The organism is Marinomonas ostreistagni, assembly GCF_016461785.1.
GTDB lineage: Bacteria > Pseudomonadota > Gammaproteobacteria > Pseudomonadales > Marinomonadaceae > Marinomonas > Marinomonas ostreistagni_A.
This window is the reverse complement of record NZ_JAEMUH010000006.1, coordinates 184,264-202,754: the sequence shown is the minus strand read 5'-3', so window position 1 is coordinate 202,754 and position 18,491 is coordinate 184,264. Positions and strand designations below refer to the sequence as shown.

Genomic DNA, 18,491 nt, shown 5'->3' with positions numbered 1-18,491 from the left:
TTGCCTTAGCAGAATGTTTGAGAGCATCCATTGTGATAGAACCGATATGACAATGGGTGCTCTCATGTCGTTATTTTGAATAGATTGCTCTATAAGTGATGCAAAAAATATTCCGGTATCTTTTAGCTATAAGAAAATATCTAAGAACAAAATACACATATTATTTTGTTAAATTACTACATTTTGAACTCGTAGGGAAAGCTTCAAGCAGTAGATCAGCAACTTTATTGCTTAACACAGAGCTTCGGAACAAGCGGCTTTGGCCAAAAATAAAATAAAATCCTTATTTTCGTAAAACACTTTTGAAATGCTTAGTTATCAGACAGTTAAACCTTTATCACTTTGTTTTACCAAAGATTTATTTTTGTAAATCCTTTCTTTTCATCCTTGAGTAGTCGCCAGACTATGCTAAACCTTAATTATCTACTCGAAATGTTTATCGATTAATTAGCCAGGTTTTCTGGTAGCACCTTGGGTAGCCGTTGCGACCTGTGCGTACCCATAGACTGTATAGAAGGGGATACCGCGATGAGTATTTTTGATCATGTCCAATCTCGTTTTGATGCTCAAAAAGAAGAAGAAATGTCACTCGACGAGTACCTAACTTTATGTAAGAACAATCCTGCTGCGTACGCCTCCGCACCAGAACGTTTACTCATGGCCATTGGCGAGCCAGAGATTATTGATACCTCAAAAGACTCCAGAAGTAGCCGGATTTTTTCAAACAAACTAATCAAGCGATATCCAACATTTGAGCATTTTTATGGCATGGAGGACTCAATTGAAAAGATTGTTGCGTTCTTAACTCATGCTGCTCAAGGGCTTGAGGAATCAAAGCAAGTGTTATATCTACTTGGGCCTGTTGGTGGCGGTAAATCGTCATTAGCAGAAAAACTTAAAGAGCTAATGCAGTCAGTGCCTTTCTACGCCATTAAAGGCTCTCCTGTCTTTGAGTCACCTTTGTCGTTATTCGATGTCAATGAAGATGGAGACATTCTTACCGAGGAATATGGCATTCCTAAACGTTACCTGAAAGGAGTGATGTCACCTTGGGCAGCGAAGCGTCTAAAAGAATACAATGGTGATATACAGCAATTTCGTGTGGTGAAGGTTTACCCATCTGCGATTAAGCAAATTGGTATTTCTAAAACTGAGCCTGGCGATGAAAACAACCAAGACATCTCCGCTTTGGTAGGTAAAGTCGATATTCGCAAGTTGGAGTTTTTTGAGCAAAACGATGCCGATGCATACAGCTATTCTGGCGGTTTGTGCCGTGGTAACCGCGGTATCATGGAATTTGTGGAGATGTTCAAGGCACCGATCAAAGTTTTGCACCCACTTTTGACCGCAACACAAGAAGGCAATTACAACGGTACTGAAGGTCTGGGTGGCATTCCTTTTGATGGCATTATTCTTGCCCACTCGAATGAATCCGAATGGCAATCTTTCAAAAATAATAAAACCAACGAAGCATTTATTGACCGTGTTTATACCGTAAAAGTACCTTACTGTTTGCGAGTCACGGAAGAAATGAGCATCTACCAGAAACTACTTGAGCACTCTTCCTTAAATCACGCACCTTGTGCCCCTGATACATTGAAGATGTTGGCTCAATTCTCCGTCCTTTCTCGAGTCAAAGAGCCTGAGAACTCAAGCATTTTTTCTAAAATGCGAATCTACGATGGTGAGTCCTTAAAAGACATTGATCCAAAAGCGAAGTCGCTGCAAGAGTATAAAGATGCCGCAGGGGTGAACGAAGGCATGGATGGCTTATCGACTCGATTTGCCTTCAAGATCCTGTCTCGGGTTTTTAACTTCGATCCGACCGAAGTAGCCGCAAACCCTGTGCATTTGATGTATGTACTTGAGCAGCAAATTGAGCAAGAACAATTTGACCAAGATCGTCATGATCGCTACTTGCGGGCTTTGAAAGAGTTTCTTGCGCCACGTTATGTCGAATTTATTGGTAAAGAAATTCAAACGGCTTACTTAGAGTCTTACTCTGAATACGGTCAGAATATCTTTGATCGCTATGTGACCTACGCCGATTTCTGGATTCAAGATCAAGAGTATCGCGACCCAGAAACGGGCGACATTCTAGATCGCTCAGCCATCAATGATGAGCTAGAGAAAATCGAGAAGCCAGCAGGTATTAGTAATCCAAAAGACTTCCGAAATGAAGTGGTGAACTTTGTCCTACGTGCGCGCGCGAATAACAACGGCCACAACCCTAGCTGGTTAAGTTATGAAAAATTGCGTGTGGTGATTGAGCGTAAGATGTTCTCTAACACGGAAGATTTGTTGCCTGTCATTTCGTTCAGTGCCAAATCTTCTAAAGAAGATCAGCGTAAACACAATGAATTTGTAAAACGAATGGTTGAGCGTGGCTACACCGAGAAACAAGTGCGCTTATTGTCTGAGTGGTATCTACGTGTGCGTAAATCCCAGTAGGTAGTGATTAAGCAGTTGCCGAAATAGGTTGAAAGAGGAGGTGCGAGCATGTCTTACATAATTGACCGCCGCCTAAATGGAAAGCACAAGAGTAGCGTCAACCGACAGCGTTTCCTGCGCCGTTATCGCGAGCATATTCGTAAAGCGGTGGAGGAAGCGGTTAATCAACGTAGCATTCAAGATTTGGACCGTGGAGAACAAATCACGATACCTAAACGTGATATCCACGAGCCGAATTTTGGCCATGGCTCAGGCGGCAAGGGGTCGATCGTGCACCCTGGTAACAAAGAATTTGCCACGGGAGATCGCATCCCTAAACCAGAGGGAGGCGGTGGACAAGGAGCGGGGCAAGGTAATGCATCTAATCAAGGTGAAGGGGAGGATGATTTTGTTTTTCAGATCTCTCAGGAAGAGTTCCTAGACTTTGTCTTTGAAGATTTAGCCTTACCTAATCTGGTTAGGAAAGACCTAAAAGAAATTAAAGAGTTTAGTATCAAGCATGCAGGGATTGTATCGGAAGGTACACCTTCCAAGCTAAATATCGTACGTTCTATGCGTAATGCCTACGCTCGTCGTATGGTTATGAGTAGCGGTTCCCGAAAGAAGCTTGCCGAAGCTGAAGCGGAACGCGAGGCATTACTGAAACTGGCTGACAGTCCTGAAGAAAAAGCCAAAATAGCTTGGCTAGATGAACAAATAGAACTATTTAGGCAAAAAATAGAGCGTACCCCTTTCCTAGACACTTATGACCTTCGTTATAACCATCATGTAAAAGAGCCTCGTCCAAGCAGTAAGGCGGTGATGTTTTGCATCATGGACGTCTCTGGCTCTATGACACAGGAAACAAAGAATGTAGCGAAACGCTTCTTTATTTTGTTGTACCTGTTCTTAAACCGAAACTACGAGAAAATTGATGTGGTGTTTATTCGCCACCATACTAGTGCTAAAGAGGTCACAGAAGAGGAGTTTTTCTATTCGCGAGAGACTGGCGGAACCATTGTTTCAAGTGCCCTTAAGCTCATGGAAAAGATTGTTAAAGACCGTTACTCACCGGATCAGTGGAACATCTACGCGGCGCAAGCTTCTGATGGCGATAACTGGGATGATGATTCTCGAATTTGTCGACAACTGATGGAAGAGGAGATTGTCGACTTGGTGCAATACTTCACATACATAGAGATCACACCTCGCGAACATCAGAGCCTCTGGCATGCTTACGAACAAGTGCAAACCAACCACCCCAAAAACTTTGCAATGCGGCACATTGTTGATGTAGGTGATATTTATCCTGTGTTTAGAGATTTGTTCCAAAGGAGGCAGCATGAGTCGAACCGCTAAAAAGTCAGACCGTTTGTCTCAAGGGCCGGATTGGTCGTTTGAGTTGATTCAGCAGTACGATGATGAAATCGGCAAAATTGCCAAAGAGTTCGGATTGGATACCTATCCGAATCAAATTGAGATCATCAGCTCAGAACAGATGATGGATGCTTATGCGTCGGTGGGGATGCCACTTGGATATCACCACTGGTCATATGGGAAGCAATTTCTCGAAGTGGAGCAGAACTATAAACGAGGCCGGATGGGGCTGGCGTATGAGATAGTCATTAACTCATCCCCATGTATTGCTTATTTAATGGAAGAAAACAATATGATGATGCAGGCGCTAGTTATTGCCCACGCTTGTTATGGTCATAACTCCTTTTTCAAGGGTAACTATTTATTTCGTACTTGGACCGATGCCACAGCCATTATTGATTACCTTGTTTTTGCCAAGAAATACATTCTGGAATGCGAAGAAAAATACGGTATTGAAGAAGTTGAACTGACGCTAGATTCTTGTCATGCCTTAATGAATTTTGGGGTGGATCGCTATAAGCGCCCTGTTCCATTATCGATGACTGAAGAGAAAGCTAGACAGGATGAGCGTGAGCAGATTTTACAACAGCAAGTAAATGACTTATGGCGAACCATTCCAGTATTTGATCGTGCAGAAGAGGAGCAGCAAAAAGAGCGAGTTTTTCCTAGTGAACCACAGGAAAATTTACTGTATTTCTTGGAGAAGAATGCCCCTTTATTAAAACCTTGGCAACGAGAAATCATTCGTATTGTGCGAAAAATGGCGCAGTATTTTTATCCTCAGCGTCAAACTCAGGTGATGAATGAAGGCTGGGCCTCATTTTGGCACTATACTCTGATGAATGAGCTATACAACCGAGGCAAGGTTGAAGAAGGGTTTATACTTGAGTTCCTTCAGTCACATACTAACGTAGTCTCGCAACCAAGTTTCGACTCTCCTTACTATTCCGGTATTAATCCATATGCCTTGGGGTTTGCGATTTATTCAGACATTAAGCGGATATGTGAGAATCCAACATCAGAGGATCGTGAGTGGTTTCCTGATATCGTAGGTAAGCCTTGGCTAGAAGTCTTGGATTTTGCTATGCGAAATTTCAAAGATGAGAGTTTTATCTTGCAGTTTTTATCGCCCAAAGTAATGCGTGATTTCCGCTTTTTCGGGATTGAAAATGATGTGCTGGACCCTTTCGTAGAAGTGAAAGAAATCCATGATGACAGCGGTTTTAGAGGGCTTCGACAGAGACTAGCACAACAATATAACTTGAGTCATAGAGAGCCTAATATTCAGGTGCAACGAGTGAATCTATATGGTGATCGTAGCCTTGTACTAAAGCACACTATGGATGGTTCTCGTCCACTAAATGACGATACTGTAGAGGTCGTAAAACACTTTAAACGTTTATGGGGGTTCGATGTTCGCTTGGAATCTTGGGATGGCGACAGGTTAGCGCAAGTTTATAGTAGCGAAGCGCCGGTCGAAATTTAGTTTTCCCTATTAAAAATGGGTTGTGGCGAAAAGGAACAGAGAAGCTTCTCTGTTCCTTTTTTTGATTACAGCAAAAAGAGAATGATCCACACATTAGTTAAAATGAGTATGGCTGCAAATACGAGTCTTACATGAATAGTAATCATATGAGCTAGCAAAGTTTGCAAAGATCTAGGGTAGTCATGTTTACTACCAGTCCAATAAAAACCAACAATCAAAGCAAAAATGCCAGCTGCAACTAACATAGGCGCTTGTATTTTAATACTTAACCAATTTCCAACAGAGTACACGGATAAGGGTATTGCTAACACCATGATTGTGACCAACCATAATCCATTAAGCGCAGAGAAGTTGGTCATATAAATAAGACATGAGAGGACTGGAGCAATAGTGGCAGTACACAATAAAATGTGAAGAATGCTTTGCTCATAGGCACCTGAAAAAATGGTGTTACCTATGATCAGTAATGGGAATGATGTAATAGATAGCCCTATTAATGTTCTAAAAAGATCACTACCACTCTTAGGGATTAGTATGAATGTTGCCAAAACATAGACAATGAAAATCATTAACGATTTCCAAATTCCAAAATTTGAAATGACTTCATAACTGAATGTGCTTAATGCTAGCCAATCTATAAAAGCTACTAAGGTTATGATAATCCCAAAAAGAGCGTAATAGGTATCGACAGATTCGATCTTATTACTTTCTGCGTTCCGCTTAGCTTGAATGGCTTGACGCTCTTCTCGCTGGGCTTCGGATTCTATCTGTTCTTGTTTTTTACGCTTAATAAGGCGGTACAATCGTCGCTTATTTTGTAAGTCCTTGCGTTTGCCCACTTATTTTTCCTATGAAAAAAGTGAGCCTCTTTGTAAGAGGCTCATTTTGTAATGTTTTAAAGATTGGTTTAGATAGATAGGTCGTTATTGGCTTTTAAACGTTCGATCATGTCTACCTCTTGGTTAATTTCCTCAACACGATGACTCATTCGCTCTATAGATGTAATGCTACTTTGAACATCTTGGCTGGCCATTTCAGATGTTTCACTCAAACTACTAATTTGACAGGATAGTGTGGAAGTACTTTCCAATAATGAACTCATAAATGCATCGATTTTTTCAATACTCTTTTGGATTGAGCCAACAGATGCATCAACGGCATGAATGGTTTCACCTGTTTGATCAAGGCTTTGTTGAGTATTTTGAGATAGTTGTCGTACTTCATCGGCTACTACGGCGAACCCGCGTCCAGCTTCACCGGCGCGAGCAGCTTCTATCGCCGCGTTCAGGGCAAGCAAGTTCGTTTGGTCTGCAATGCCTGAAATCACTTTTAAGATACTGAGAACTCGTTCTGAATTCTCTTTAAGCTCTTTCACATTTGAAACCATTTCGGCACGATCTTTTTCTTGCGCTTGGATTGCTTGACTGAAACTCGCAAACTCAGATGTTACGCCTGTCACAACACCCTGAGTAGAGCTTGAGTAGTTTGTTACTCTTTCAAAACTCTCGGTAACCTCCTGTAACAAAGGACGATACTCTGATAAATGATCTATTAAACTGGCCTGAAGTTTGTTTAATTGTTGGCTACTATTCAGTTGAGTTAATAAGAAGTATTCTCGGAAGTTAGCGTAATGGATCGGAAATTTGTCTACGAAGTAGTCTTTAAAGGTTTCATCTTTTTTAAGTTTGAAAAAGAATATGCCAGTTAAGGTTTGGTTCATGTGAATGCCAAGGATTTCACCAAATGTTGAATAACCTGAAGCTTTTATATCTTTAAAAGAAGTAACTTTATTTAATTCATTTGGGTTGTTAAGACGCCTTAAAATACAATCGTTGGCAATCATGGCAACAGGTTTAGAAGGCTTCCCTTGCATAAAATCTTGGAATGCCTTTTCGGTCGCCCCTGCAAAATCTTTGGATTTGACTAAGACCAATTCGTCACCAAAGTCTAAGTCACAGAAGAAATGAATAAGACCTTCATTAATATCTACAGCGGCTACTGATCGAATAAATAGCTCATCACGGATGTTAACTGCGAAGGTATGTCCCGTAAGTTTGCCTTCTAATTCATGTTTCTGACAATGAAAATAGTCGCAAAGGTGGTCAATAATATTAACCAATTGACCACTTTTTTTAGAAATGACACTTCGGACATTGCGACGCATAGCATCGGCTTCTGCGATAATGAAAGACTCATGCGTTGCTTCAAAATTATGTGTTTTGAGTATCCCGAATTTTGCGTCAGGTTGCATTTTCACAAAGGCCACCACGGCACAGTTATGAGCAACTTTGCTGCCGTTGTAAACTAAGGCTTGTTTAAAATCTAGTTTACCCCCTGCAGATCCACCCAAGAAATGGCACGCAAACTCACCTGTTGCGTACATTGCCTGCATAAAGAAGTTTTCTGAAGCGGACAGGCCATCAATAAATGTTAATGCAATGGTGTTATTAAAGTGTGCTGGAAAAGGGAGTTTGACTTTGCCAAATTCCCCTTGAATTGCCTTAATTCTCTGTTCTTTGGAGAGTTTAATGTTGCCAGATCGAAGATCTTCACAGTGTAACGGGATGGTTTGAATGCTTACGTCGGCAAAAAGTTGGTCACTAAAGCTTTGAAGAACAATATTATCCCAAGTGTTATCAGCAGCCTGATAGAAATTGCTTTTACAACTATTCAGCTCACCTGCGGTCATGACTCCAATGATATTAGAACAGAATGGTGTAGCTGACTGGATTTTTTTCACCGTAGACTCAAAGTCCACATGTGGGGAAATAAAAGCAAGTATCAGCTGTGTTTTTGCACCTTTAAAAGCAAGTGGAGCTAAGGAGTCTGTTGAGATTTGGCTAGAGCTAACTTGAACAAGGTTAGAAAATTCAGTCGTAGAACTTTCTGTTTCAACAAAAGGAGTGCGTTTAAACCAAGCCATATTGAACTGTCCTAATATAAGAAATTCTTTTATGCCAGTGTAAAGGCGGTAGAAATGTAAACCTACAGGGTTTATGTAAACTTAGGTGTCTTTTTGATGTGAGTCAATTAGATATCTTGCTTTAAGCTAGCAGTCTAATTCTGTCGCGACGGGCTTAATACCACAAAACATAAGAGTTACATTGCGAAAGCCCAACTCTACATCTGGGCCTTCAAGCCCTTTTATACTTTGGTCTAATAGTGCGATATAGCGTTGCATATATGCCAAGCTATTGAGGGAGAGGCGTTGAAATGCGCTTTCGTAGAATGGTACTCGCTTATCCCAAATTCTTAATTTCTGGCATGCTGAGCGAAAATTTTGCTGTTTTGCCAAGTGGCTAAGTTCAACAAGTGTCGCCAGTTCTCTGTTAAAAAGCCAAAGCATAATGCTGTCTTCAACACCCTCCGCTCTAAGTTGTTGCAAGCAATGTAAAGCCTCTTTCATTTTTCCGTATAGTAAACGGTCACTCAAATCATAAATAGAGTATCGACTTGAGTCAGAAACACTTTCATCAATAGCTTGAATATCTAGCTGCGCCCCAGGTCCATGCATGAGTAGCAACTTTTCCAACTCTTGTGAGAGCGCAAGCAAATTACCTTCCCCTCGCTCACACAGCACACTCGCGGCATCCCGTGACAGATTTAGATTTAATGATTTGGCACGTTGTTGTGCCCAGGCAGGCAGGCGATTGGCATCGATAGGCCAGACTTGAATGAATGCACCAGCTTGTTCTAAGGCACTAAACCATTTAGTCTTTTGCGTTTTGGTATCCACTTTCGGTATAGACAGTAATACCACATTATCAAGGCTCAAATGTTGGACTATTTGAGCGAGAGCTTTACTATGCTTTTCAGCAAGCTTATCGATTTGAATATCAAACAAGCGTCGAGTGGAAAACAGAGATAAAGCTTGAAGTTCATTTGTCACGTCTTGCCAGTCAAACTGAGCATCAGCAACAAATCTTAAACGCTCTTCGATGCCGTGATGACTCGCTGCTTGGCGAATACTGTCACATGCTTCTTGGCATAATAGAACTTCATCGCCAGAAACAATGTAGATTGGTTGTAAACCTTTTCCTAGTGCAGTACTTAGCTGATCCGGTCTAACTTTCATGGTTAAAACGATGCAAAACTGAGGTCATAGACAAGTTCGTTTGCCAATTGTTGGCCAGCGCGACGCATTTGTTCAGCGTTATATGCAGCTTTTACACTTTGTTCGGCGTCTTGGTTGCTTAACATTACCGATGTACTAATAATTCTGGGTCCCCAAAGTGCTTGTCCGTTCTTATCACGTATGAAATAGGTGACACTCAATCGTCGTTCAACCTGAGTAATGTCATTGTCGTCAGCGCGAGCCATAACCATGTCTGTGGCGCTAATCGGATTGGTTTTTAACTCAAGTAATTCATCAGAGGAGGCTACATCGACAATGCTGATGCCAGCTTGTACAAGCGCTATACGAAGGTCACGATTAAAATCTAGCGAACCATGGCTAAGTGAAAGATTCAGTGATTTTAATGCGGGTATTACTTGTGTCTGTTCACGCAATTGGAAGCCGCATGCAGAAAGCAAACATGTAAAGCTAAGAATCAGTAGAAACTGTATTTTGTGGCGGTTAATATTCAATGACATCTTGTGTCCATTTAATTAAAGGGGTGGCTGAACTAGCCACCCCTTACATCACTTAATTAGCAACAATATTAACCAAACGTCCTGGAACAACGATGACCTTACGAACTGTTTTGCCATCAATGAATTTCTGAACATTCGGGTTAGCAAGTGCTTGCGCTTCCACTTCCTTATTATCTGCGTTGGCAGATACGGTGATTTCTGCACGCTTTTTGCCAAGAACTTGAACAACGATGGTTAGTTCGTCTTTAACAAGCGCGGCTTCATCCACTTGTGGCCATGGCGCATTAACAACATCTGTACCGTGACCAAGTTCACTCCAAAGTTGGTGCGAAATGTGTGGTACGATTGGCGATAACAATAGTACCGCAGCTTCAAGTGCTTCACGTTCTACAGCAAGGCCCAGTTCAGACTTATCTTCGAACTTGCTGATCTCGTTGCAAAGTTCCATCACGGCAGCGATGGCTGTATTGAATGTCTGGCGACGCTCAATATCATCACTTACTTTACTGATGGTTTCATGAGTCTTACGACGTAGCGCTTTTTGATCGCCATTTAGCGCTTCAGCATCCAGTTTGCCTGGTGTACCAGCATTGTTGTGACGGTAAGCTAGAGACCATAGGCGACGAAGGAAGCGTGACGCACCGTCTACACCCGCATCGTTCCACTCAAGTGATTGTTCTGGTGGTGCTGTGAACATGATGAATAGACGAACTGTGTCGGCACCGTATTTCTCGATCATCTCTTGAGGGTCAACGGTGTTGCCCTTAGATTTCGACATCTTAGTACCGTCTTTGTTTACCATGCCTTGCGTTAGTAGACGCTTGAATGGCTCGTCAGATTTTACAAGGCCGGCATCACGTAGCAATTTGTGGAAGAAGCGTGCGTACAATAAGTGCAGGATAGCGTGCTCAACACCACCGATGTATTGGTCAACTGGAAGCCAGTAGTTCGCTTCTTCCGTTAGCATGGCATCGTCAGACTCTGGGCAACAGTAACGTGCGAAGTACCAAGACGATTCCATGAAGGTATCGAAGGTATCGGTTTCACGTTCAGCTGGCTGACCGTTATAGGTCGTAGCGGAGAATTCAGGGTTGTTCTTGATCGGTGAGTTAACACCGTCCATCACAACATCCGTTGGTAAAACAACTGGTAGTTGGTCATGTGGAGTAGTTACCACGGTACCATCTTCGAGGTTGATCGTAGGGATTGGTGCGCCCCAGTAACGCTGACGGCTTACACCCCAGTCACGTAGACGGTAGTTAACTTTACGCTCACCAATGCCTTTTTCGGTCATGAATGTTGCAATTGCATCAAATGCCGCAGGGAAATCAAGACCATCGAATTCACCAGAGTTACAAAGAATACCTTTGTCAGTAAAAGCTTCTTTTGCCAAGTCGATGGCTTCGTCACCAGCTGGCTTAACGACTTGCTTCACTGGAAGGCCGTATTTCTCTGCGAACTCGTAGTCACGCTGGTCGTGGGCAGGTACAGACATTACCGCACCAGAACCGTAATCCATCAGTACGAAGTTTGCTGCATAAACCGGAACCGATTCGCCAGTAACTGGGTGAACGGCTTTAAAGCCAGTGTCCATACCTTTCTTTTCAACCGTCGCAAGGTCTGCTTCAGTGGTTGAAGTATGTTTGCTTTCTTCAACGAATGCTGCAAGCTCGGCATTGCTTTCAGCAGCTTCAAGCGCAAGAGGGTGTGTTGCGGCCACAGCAACGTAAGTGACACCCATCACTGTGTCAGGGCGCGTCGTGTAAACCGATAGGCGTTCTTCTTTGCCTTCAACAGCGAAGCTGAATTCAAGACCTTCAGAACGACCGATCCAGTTACGTTGCATTGCTTTAACTTTTTCTGGCCAACCGTCTAGTTGATCCAAGTCGTTTAGCAGCTCTTCCGCGTAGTCAGTGATTTTGATGAACCATTGTGGGATGTGTTTGCGCACAACTTGTGTGCCACAACGCCAGCATCCACCATCTTCAACTTGCTCGTTAGCCAGAACTGTTTGATCTTCTGGACACCAGTTCACGGCAGAGGTTTTTTTGTACGCTAGGCCTTTCTCTACTAATTGAGTGAAGAACCATTGTTCCCACTTGTAGTACTCTGGTTTACAAGTGGCGATTTCACGGTCCCAATCGTAACCAAAGCCTAGTTTTTTCAACTGGCCTTTCATGTAGGCGATGTTTTCATCGGTCCATTTTGCTGGTGCCGTTTTGTTTTTGATCGCAGCGTTCTCTGCAGGCATACCGAATGCATCCCAACCCATTGGTTGCATTACGTTTTTGCCCAGCATACGCTGATAGCGAGAGATCACGTCACCAATGGTGTAGTTACGCACATGGCCCATGTGGAGTCGGCCACTAGGGTAAGGGAACATAGATAGGCAGTAGTATTTTTCTTTACTTGAATCGGCTACCGCTTTAAATACTTTGTTTTCATCCCAATAGCTTTGTGCAGCGGTTTCAATTTGCTGCGGACTATATTGTTCTTGCATGTGCTTTGATCATCCCGTAATAGGCGTTAAGTTTGTTTGGCGACTTAATACTGTACATCGCTTGAATGCGAGTTTCGCCAACAGAAAAATGAAATATCCGCTATTTTATATAGATGAGGCGCACTTTAGAAGGCGCATAACGATGGAGTTGTACAATCTATGAAAAAAGATACTGATCAAGACCTAGATTTAGTCGAAGAAGCCAAAAAAACACTGGAAGGAGCTAAGAATTGGTTTCTTGAAGACGTAGAACTGATGAAAGCTTACTGGCATGACCAAATGGGGTATATGGAAGCCTGGGTGGATGCTAACTGGCATTTGGTGCAAGACCAAGGCGAAGAGCTTGTGGAGGACCTAGATAATCGAGAAGATGCTGCGTTGCTTTGGCTTATAAACCATGCCAACAGCAATCCGGTGCCATTGGAGCAATGTGTGGTGGCTGGTAAAGAGGCCGATGCGGGGCGCTATATTTGTATGGATTGTGGTCACGAAAATGCACATGCAGGCGGTACACTTGAGACGTGTGAAGTTTGCCACTACGGTGTTATGTACTACCAAGGAGAGTAGGGGGGATCCCCGATAGAATAAAGTCGTACGAGCCATCTCCTGATGGCGATCAAGTTTTTTATCCCTGATTGAATCGGGTCGTACGACTAGTTTTCATGTACGTCTGGATAATTTAAAGCTTGGTAATACACCAAGACCTGTCAGCAAGGCGAGCAATAGCCAAAGGGCTAGGTTGCCATTCATCACGTAAGGTGTATTACCTGATACGGTGGCTATTTCGCCAGTTAACGTAGCGCGTACAAATTGCGGTAGTTCACTCTTGATGTGACCATTAGTGTCGATAATGGCACTAACACCGGTATTGGTTGCACGGATCATATAGCGTCCTGCTTCTTTTGCGCGAAACTGTGCAATCTGTAAATGCTGTAATGGGCCAATGGAATGACCAAACCAACCATCATTGCTAATCGTCAGTAGTACATCGCTGTCACGAATCATCGAACGTACTAGATCTGGGTAAACAACCTCATAGCAGATAAAAGGGGCAACACTTAACTCGCCTGCTTGCAAAGTAGGTTGGTTGCTAGGCCCCTTACGAAACTGTGACATGGGCATGCCAAACAAGTCAAAAATGGGTCCAAACCATTCCTCTAAAGGTACATATTCGCCAAAAGGGACAAGTTTCTGCTTTTCATACATTCCAAAGCCATTTCCCGTTGCCCAGACGCCATTGAAATAACTATTACGTTTAGAGTCCCAGATTGGAACGCCTGTTATGACGGTTGTGTTCTGTTGAGCTACGTCTTCGGAAAACGGTTTCAGATAAGGCTGTACTTGGTGCAATTCATAAGTAATGGCTGTTTCCGGCCAAATCACGATATCACTGCTAATGTTCTCAATCGTTGCTTGCTGATAATAGGTTAAAGTTGGCGCAGCATTTTCAGGAAGCCACTTCTGATCTTGGGAAACATTTCCCTGCACCAAGGTGACTTGCTTAGTGCCTGTTTCATGGACATAGCTTGGTGCCATGTAGTTTAGTAGACCAGCTGCCCCCCATATCAACCCAGTGACGGCCAAATAACGAAACTCTTTAAATATTAATGCGGTCGTGATGGCGGCTGAAGTCATTACGATTAAAGCGCTAACGAACCAAATGCCACCTATGGGAAGTAACTCAAATAACCAACTTTTCTCGACGATGTAACCTGGTAACAGCCACGGAAAACCTGTGAAAAGTGTGCTACGTAGCCATTCAAATAGCAGTATGGTAAGCACGAATAAGGGGGCTCTAAAGGCAAAACTCAGTCGAGCACGCAGTTTAAAATACATTAATCCTGCGAGCGCCCAATAGATAGACGCGGCTGCAATCAGGCCAAAGGTGATTAATATTGCGATTGGTAAGCCTACTTGACCAAAGTTGGCAATGCTCACATATACCCATGAGATACCGCTGCCAAAGAGGCCGAGTGCAAAACTAAAACCAAAGGCTGAGGCCTGTTTGGATGATTTAGCTGCCTGCCAAGCAAGCATGAGATAGGCCGTAGCAATAATATAGATTGGCCAAATATAAAAAGGTGCAAAACTTAGCGTTGATGTTGCTCCGAGTAGCAACAAAACAATAGATTGGAGAAAAGGGCGGTTGGTAAAAGAATGAAGGAGGCGCAAACGCCACCCCAATACATCCGTTGTTAAGGTGGCGTTGGTGTTCATATTATTCTGTATCGTCTTCGCTTAACTTTCTAACTTGTAACGTTTTTACACGACGGCCATCTGACTTCACAACATTAAAATGGAAGTTCTCATAGGCAATTTCTTCGCCGCGAGATGGTACATGACCAAACTGCTGAACAATGATACCACCGATGGTATCGAATTCTTCTTCACTTAGTTTAGCGTTAAAGTGTTCGTTGAAGTCTTCAACCGAAACCAAGGCAGGTACTAGATAAATGCCTGGTTCATCAGTACTTTGAATGTCCTCGTTTTCCAAACGGTCGGTTTCATCTTCGATTTCACCAACGATTTGTTCAAGTACATCTTCAATTGTTACTAGACCAGATACGCTGCCATATTCATCTAAGACGATGGCCATATGATAGCGCTTAGTGCGAAATTCATTTAAGAGCACATTTAGACGTTTACTTTCAGGAATAAAGTTCGCTGGACGTAAGCGATCGAGAATGTCTTCAAGTGTTAATTCACCTTCCTTGAACAGCAGCGGCAGTAAATCTTTCGCAAGCAGTACACCAAGAATTTCATCGGAATCTTCACCAACCACTGGGAAGCGCGAGTGTGAAGAATCGATAACCTTACGAATAGAAGTTTTAGGGTCATCTTCTGATTTGATTACAACCATCTGAGATGGCGGAATCATAATGTCACGCGCCTGAACTTCTGAAACCTCTAAAGCGCCTTCGGCAATGGTGTATGCATCGCGGTCAATCACTTCAGATTTCACTGCAGTTTGCAGTAGTTCAATAATATCTTGGCGGTTGCGTGGTTCGTCATGAAAAGCCTGTGCTAATCGTTCAAACCAAGATTTCTGTTGATCGTTAGAACTTCCCGATCGGTCTTCGCTCATGGTGGTGAAACTCACTCGTTAACTAAATAAGGGTCAGGAATGGATAATGTCGCTAGAATTTCGGTTTCAAGCGCTTCCATTTCCTCTGCTTCATCGTCCTTTATATGATCATAACCACGTAAATGCAATATGCCGTGGATAACCATATGTGCCCAGTGATCCGATAAAGGTTTTTGTTGTTCCGTTGCTTCTTGTTCAACGACCTGACGGCAAATGACTAAATCGCCTAACAAAGGTAGTTCTATCCCTTCAGGGACCTCAAAAGGAAATGACAATACGTTAGTTGGCTTATCTTTACCGCGGTACTCATGGTTTAGCTCATGGCTTTCCGCTTCGTCAACTAAGCGAATCGTCACTTCAAATTCACCGTCGTTAGGCAATGCCGCTGCGGCCCATAGTTGAAAATCTGCTTCACTTGGAAGGCCGCTTTCGCTCGCTGTTGCAACCTGTAAGTCTAAATACAGTTCTGCCACGTTTATTGACCTTGATCAGTGTTTTGCGCTGCTTCGCGTTCAGCTCGTCGTTGAGCTTCTTTTTCTTTGCGCTCTGCTTCAGCCTCTTCGTCGAACTTATCGTAGGCCTCCACGATACGTTGCACCAATGGGTGACGAACTACATCAGAAGAGGAAAAGTGCGTCATACTGATGCCGTTGACATTATCCAAAACATGCATAGCGTGCGCTAAGCCCGAGTTGGTGCCACGAGGTAAGTCAACCTGAGTTTTGTCACCCGTGATAACAGCGGTAGAACCAAAGCCAATACGCGTCAAGAACATCTTCATTTGCTCGCGCGTGGTGTTTTGACTCTCGTCTAGTATGATGAATGAGTTATTCAAAGTTCGACCACGCATGAAAGCTAATGGCGCGATTTCAATCACGTTTTTCTCAATCAACTTATCGACGAGTTCAAATCCCAACATTTCATACAATGCGTCGTATAGAGGGCGAAGGTACGGGTCGATTTTTTGCGATAGATCACCGGGTAAGAATCCTAGTTTCTCGCCCGCTTCAACAGCAGGTCGAACCAACATAATGCGTTCAACACGATCAGCTTCTAAAGCTTCCACTGCACAAGCCACAGCTAAGTAAGTTTTACCCGTACCAGCCGGGCCAATGCCAAAATTAATATCGTGCTTACGAATTTGTTGTACGTAACTTTGCTGATTTTTACCCTTTGGCTTGATGTAAGCCTTGCGCGTTTTAATCACCACTTGGCCATTATCTGTCTTTCCTTTTGATAGTGACTCAATCGCGCTTTCTTGAAGGTACAGGTGGATGGCTTCCTTCGTGATTTCTTTTTGTGCTAGAGCTTCGCGGTAAATGCTTTCCAGCAAAACTTTAGCAGCAGCTACACGCTCGCCGTCTTCACCGCTGACTTCAAACAGTTCACCACGGTGTGATATGGAAACACTTAAACGTTGCTCGATTTGCTTAATATGCTCATCAAACTGACCACATAAAGCTGCCAAAGCTGGAGCCTCAGCAGGCTCCAAACGAATTTGTTGGGTAATTACAGATGATGTGTCCAAAATAGACCTTATTTTATTAATTCGAAATCAGCATCCAGTTCAGAGCCGACTAATTCGCCAAGTAATGAGTTAGGGTATGCGTCAGAAATAACAACATCAGCAAACTTGCCAATCAATGCCGGATTGTCGGCTGGAAAGTTTACAATACGGTTATTTTCAGTACGCCCTTGAAGCTTACCTGGATCACGAGGAGAGTAGCCGCTTACTAGAATACGTTCAATATTCCCGACCATACCTAGACTAATGTCGTAAGCTTGTTGGATGATGCGTCGCTGTAAGATTGCAAGGCGCTCTTTCTTTACTTCCTCTGGCGTTGTGTCTTCTAGTTGCGCAGCGGGAGTCCCCGGACGCTGGCTGTAAACGAAACTGAAAGAGTGATCAAAACCAATCTCTTGTATCAAGTTCATGGTATCGATGAAATCCTCATCGGTTTCGCCTGGGAAACCGATAATGAAGTCAGAAGACAAGCTGATACCTGGACGAGCTTCTTTGATTCGGTTGATTTTATCTATATAAAACTGACGGTCATGGCCACGTTTCATGTTGGTAAGTACTGAGTCAGCACCGCTTTGCACCGGTAAGTGCAAGTGACTTACCAATTTAGGCTCAGTGCGGAAAGCTTCAATTAAGCTGTCTGTGAATTCCACTGGGTGTGAGGTTGTGAAGCGAATACGCTCGACGCCAGGGATCAGTGCAACAGCATGGATGACATCCGCTAGATCCATTTCGTCGCCATCTTCGTTTTCACCACGATACGCGTTTACGTTTTGTCCTAAGAGATGGATCTCACGTACACCTTGCTCTGCAAGTTGTACCACTTCCTTCATAATGTCTTCAAAGTGACGACTTACTTCTTCACCGCGTGTGTAAGGCACCACACAGAAAGTACAGTATTTGCTGCAACCTTCCATGACGGATACAAATGCTTCTGCCCCATCAACTTTCGGCGCAGGAAGGTGATCAAATTTTTCGATTTCAGGGAATGTTACATCCGTGATCGGAATGGCATTGGTTGCAGCATCAACCATTTCAGGAAGCTTATGCAGAGTTTGTGGGCCAAAAATCATATCAACGTGTTTTGCACGCTTACGGATGTTGTCACCTTCTTGGGAGGCAACACAACCACCTACACCAATTTTAAGATCAGGGTTTTTCTCTTTAAGTTTTTTCCAGCGGCCAAGTTGGTGGTATACCTTGTCTTGCGCTTTTTCACGAATCGAACAGGTATTTAATAGAAGGACGTCTGCCTCTTCTGGGTTGTCCGTCAATTCCATTTCGTGAGAGTCGCCAAGAAGATCGGCCATACGAGATGAATCGTATTCGTTCATCTGACAGCCGTGCGTTTGGATAAAGAGTTTTTTCGCCATGTAAAAAGTAAACCTAGTAATATGTGAGTCATGTGACTTTGGCGCACATTATATTGAGGTTTTGGCTCGATTCCCATAGGGTGGAGCCAAGCTAAACAGGATTTTCAAGATTGCAGCGTCTACAG

The 18,491-nt window shown here is 43.2% G+C and carries 14 protein-coding genes; 4 read left to right on the top strand and 10 right to left on the bottom strand.

Annotated features, from left to right (window positions below):
* The first annotated feature begins 528 nt into the window (after nt 1-528).
* Genes JHD44_RS08050 through JHD44_RS08040 form a run of 3 tightly spaced genes read left to right on the top strand, consistent with a single transcriptional unit; the run spans nt 529 to nt 5,293 of the window.
* On the top strand, nt 529-2,451 hold the full coding sequence (locus JHD44_RS08050) for a PrkA family serine protein kinase (RefSeq protein ID WP_199462237.1): 1,923 nt from the start codon (nt 529-531) through the stop codon (nt 2,449-2,451).
* Between the two features lie 48 nt (nt 2,452-2,499).
* Nucleotides 2,500-3,789, top strand: coding sequence for a YeaH/YhbH family protein (locus JHD44_RS08045; RefSeq protein WP_199462236.1), 1,290 nt, complete (start codon nt 2,500-2,502; stop codon nt 3,787-3,789).
* Nucleotides 3,773-5,293, top strand: a complete 1,521-nt coding sequence (locus tag JHD44_RS08040; protein ID WP_199462235.1) for a SpoVR family protein — start codon at nt 3,773-3,775, stop codon at nt 5,291-5,293. The genes JHD44_RS08045 and JHD44_RS08040 overlap by 17 nt, the downstream gene beginning before the upstream one ends.
* Before the next feature lie 65 nt (nt 5,294-5,358).
* Here the strand turns inward: JHD44_RS08040 and JHD44_RS08035 are convergent, their stop codons facing one another.
* The 5 genes from JHD44_RS08035 to leuS form a co-directional block, all read right to left on the bottom strand.
* A complete protein-coding gene (locus tag JHD44_RS08035) occupies nt 5,359-6,132 on the bottom strand; it encodes a hypothetical protein (RefSeq protein WP_199462234.1) in 774 nt (257 codons plus the stop codon).
* A 68-nt stretch (nt 6,133-6,200) separates the two neighbouring features.
* A complete protein-coding gene (locus JHD44_RS08030) occupies nt 6,201-8,216 on the bottom strand; it encodes a methyl-accepting chemotaxis protein (RefSeq protein WP_199462233.1) in 2,016 nt (671 codons plus the stop codon).
* Between the two features lie 126 nt (nt 8,217-8,342).
* Nucleotides 8,343-9,368 (bottom strand): DNA polymerase III subunit delta, encoded by a 1,026-nt coding sequence (gene holA / locus JHD44_RS08025; RefSeq protein ID WP_199462232.1) that lies wholly within the window; start codon nt 9,366-9,368, stop codon nt 8,343-8,345.
* 2 nt (nt 9,369-9,370) lie between these two features.
* Complete coding sequence (locus JHD44_RS08020; RefSeq protein WP_199462231.1) at nt 9,371-9,886, bottom strand: hypothetical protein; 516 nt, start codon at nt 9,884-9,886, stop codon at nt 9,371-9,373.
* A 52-nt stretch (nt 9,887-9,938) separates the two neighbouring features.
* Nucleotides 9,939-12,386, bottom strand: coding sequence for a leucine--tRNA ligase (leuS, locus tag JHD44_RS08015; RefSeq protein WP_199462230.1), 2,448 nt, complete (start codon nt 12,384-12,386; stop codon nt 9,939-9,941).
* 159 nt (nt 12,387-12,545) lie between these two features.
* On the opposite strand from leuS, the gene JHD44_RS08010 reads away from it, so the two are divergent.
* Entirely contained in the window at nt 12,546-12,953 is a 408-nt protein-coding gene (locus JHD44_RS08010; protein ID WP_199462229.1) for a hypothetical protein, read from the top strand.
* A 93-nt stretch (nt 12,954-13,046) separates the two neighbouring features.
* On the opposite strand, the gene lnt is transcribed toward JHD44_RS08010, so the two are convergent.
* Genes lnt through miaB form a run of 5 tightly spaced genes read right to left on the bottom strand, consistent with a single transcriptional unit; the run spans nt 13,047 to nt 18,366 of the window.
* Nucleotides 13,047-14,603, bottom strand: a complete 1,557-nt coding sequence (lnt, locus tag JHD44_RS08005; protein ID WP_199462228.1) for an apolipoprotein N-acyltransferase — start codon at nt 14,601-14,603, stop codon at nt 13,047-13,049.
* A gap of 1 nt (nt 14,604) precedes the next feature.
* Nucleotides 14,605-15,471 (bottom strand): HlyC/CorC family transporter, encoded by an 867-nt coding sequence (locus tag JHD44_RS08000; protein WP_199462227.1) that lies wholly within the window; start codon nt 15,469-15,471, stop codon nt 14,605-14,607.
* A gap of 11 nt (nt 15,472-15,482) precedes the next feature.
* Complete coding sequence (ybeY, locus tag JHD44_RS07995) at nt 15,483-15,944, bottom strand: rRNA maturation RNase YbeY (RefSeq protein ID WP_199462226.1); 462 nt, start codon at nt 15,942-15,944, stop codon at nt 15,483-15,485.
* 2 nt (nt 15,945-15,946) lie between these two features.
* Nucleotides 15,947-16,999, bottom strand: coding sequence for a PhoH family protein (locus tag JHD44_RS07990; RefSeq protein WP_199462225.1), 1,053 nt, complete (start codon nt 16,997-16,999; stop codon nt 15,947-15,949).
* 8 nt (nt 17,000-17,007) lie between these two features.
* A complete protein-coding gene (gene miaB / locus JHD44_RS07985; protein WP_199462224.1) occupies nt 17,008-18,366 on the bottom strand; it encodes a tRNA (N6-isopentenyl adenosine(37)-C2)-methylthiotransferase MiaB in 1,359 nt (452 codons plus the stop codon).
* Between the last annotated feature and the right edge of the window lie 125 nt (nt 18,367-18,491).

Excerpts from the sequence above, each read along its gene's own strand:
- JHD44_RS08050 (WP_199462237.1), top strand. The coding sequence starts at position 529 with ATGAGTATTTTTGATCATGTCCAATCTCGTTTTGATGCTCAAAAAGAA.
- JHD44_RS08045 (WP_199462236.1), top strand. The coding sequence starts at position 2,500 with ATGTCTTACATAATTGACCGCCGCCTAAATGGAAAGCACAAGAGTAGC.
- JHD44_RS08040 (WP_199462235.1), top strand. The coding sequence starts at position 3,773 with ATGAGTCGAACCGCTAAAAAGTCAGACCGTTTGTCTCAAGGGCCGGAT.
- JHD44_RS08030 (WP_199462233.1), bottom strand. The coding sequence starts at position 8,216 with ATGGCTTGGTTTAAACGCACTCCTTTTGTTGAAACAGAAAGTTCTACG.
- holA (WP_199462232.1), bottom strand. The coding sequence starts at position 9,368 with ATGAAAGTTAGACCGGATCAGCTAAGTACTGCACTAGGAAAAGGTTTA.
- JHD44_RS08020 (WP_199462231.1), bottom strand. The coding sequence starts at position 9,886 with ATGTCATTGAATATTAACCGCCACAAAATACAGTTTCTACTGATTCTT.
- leuS (WP_199462230.1), bottom strand. The coding sequence starts at position 12,386 with ATGCAAGAACAATATAGTCCGCAGCAAATTGAAACCGCTGCACAAAGC.
- JHD44_RS08010 (WP_199462229.1), top strand. The coding sequence starts at position 12,546 with ATGAAAAAAGATACTGATCAAGACCTAGATTTAGTCGAAGAAGCCAAA.
- lnt (WP_199462228.1), bottom strand. The coding sequence starts at position 14,603 with ATGAACACCAACGCCACCTTAACAACGGATGTATTGGGGTGGCGTTTG.
- JHD44_RS08000 (WP_199462227.1), bottom strand. The coding sequence starts at position 15,471 with ATGAGCGAAGACCGATCGGGAAGTTCTAACGATCAACAGAAATCTTGG.
- miaB (WP_199462224.1), bottom strand. The coding sequence starts at position 18,366 with ATGGCGAAAAAACTCTTTATCCAAACGCACGGCTGTCAGATGAACGAA.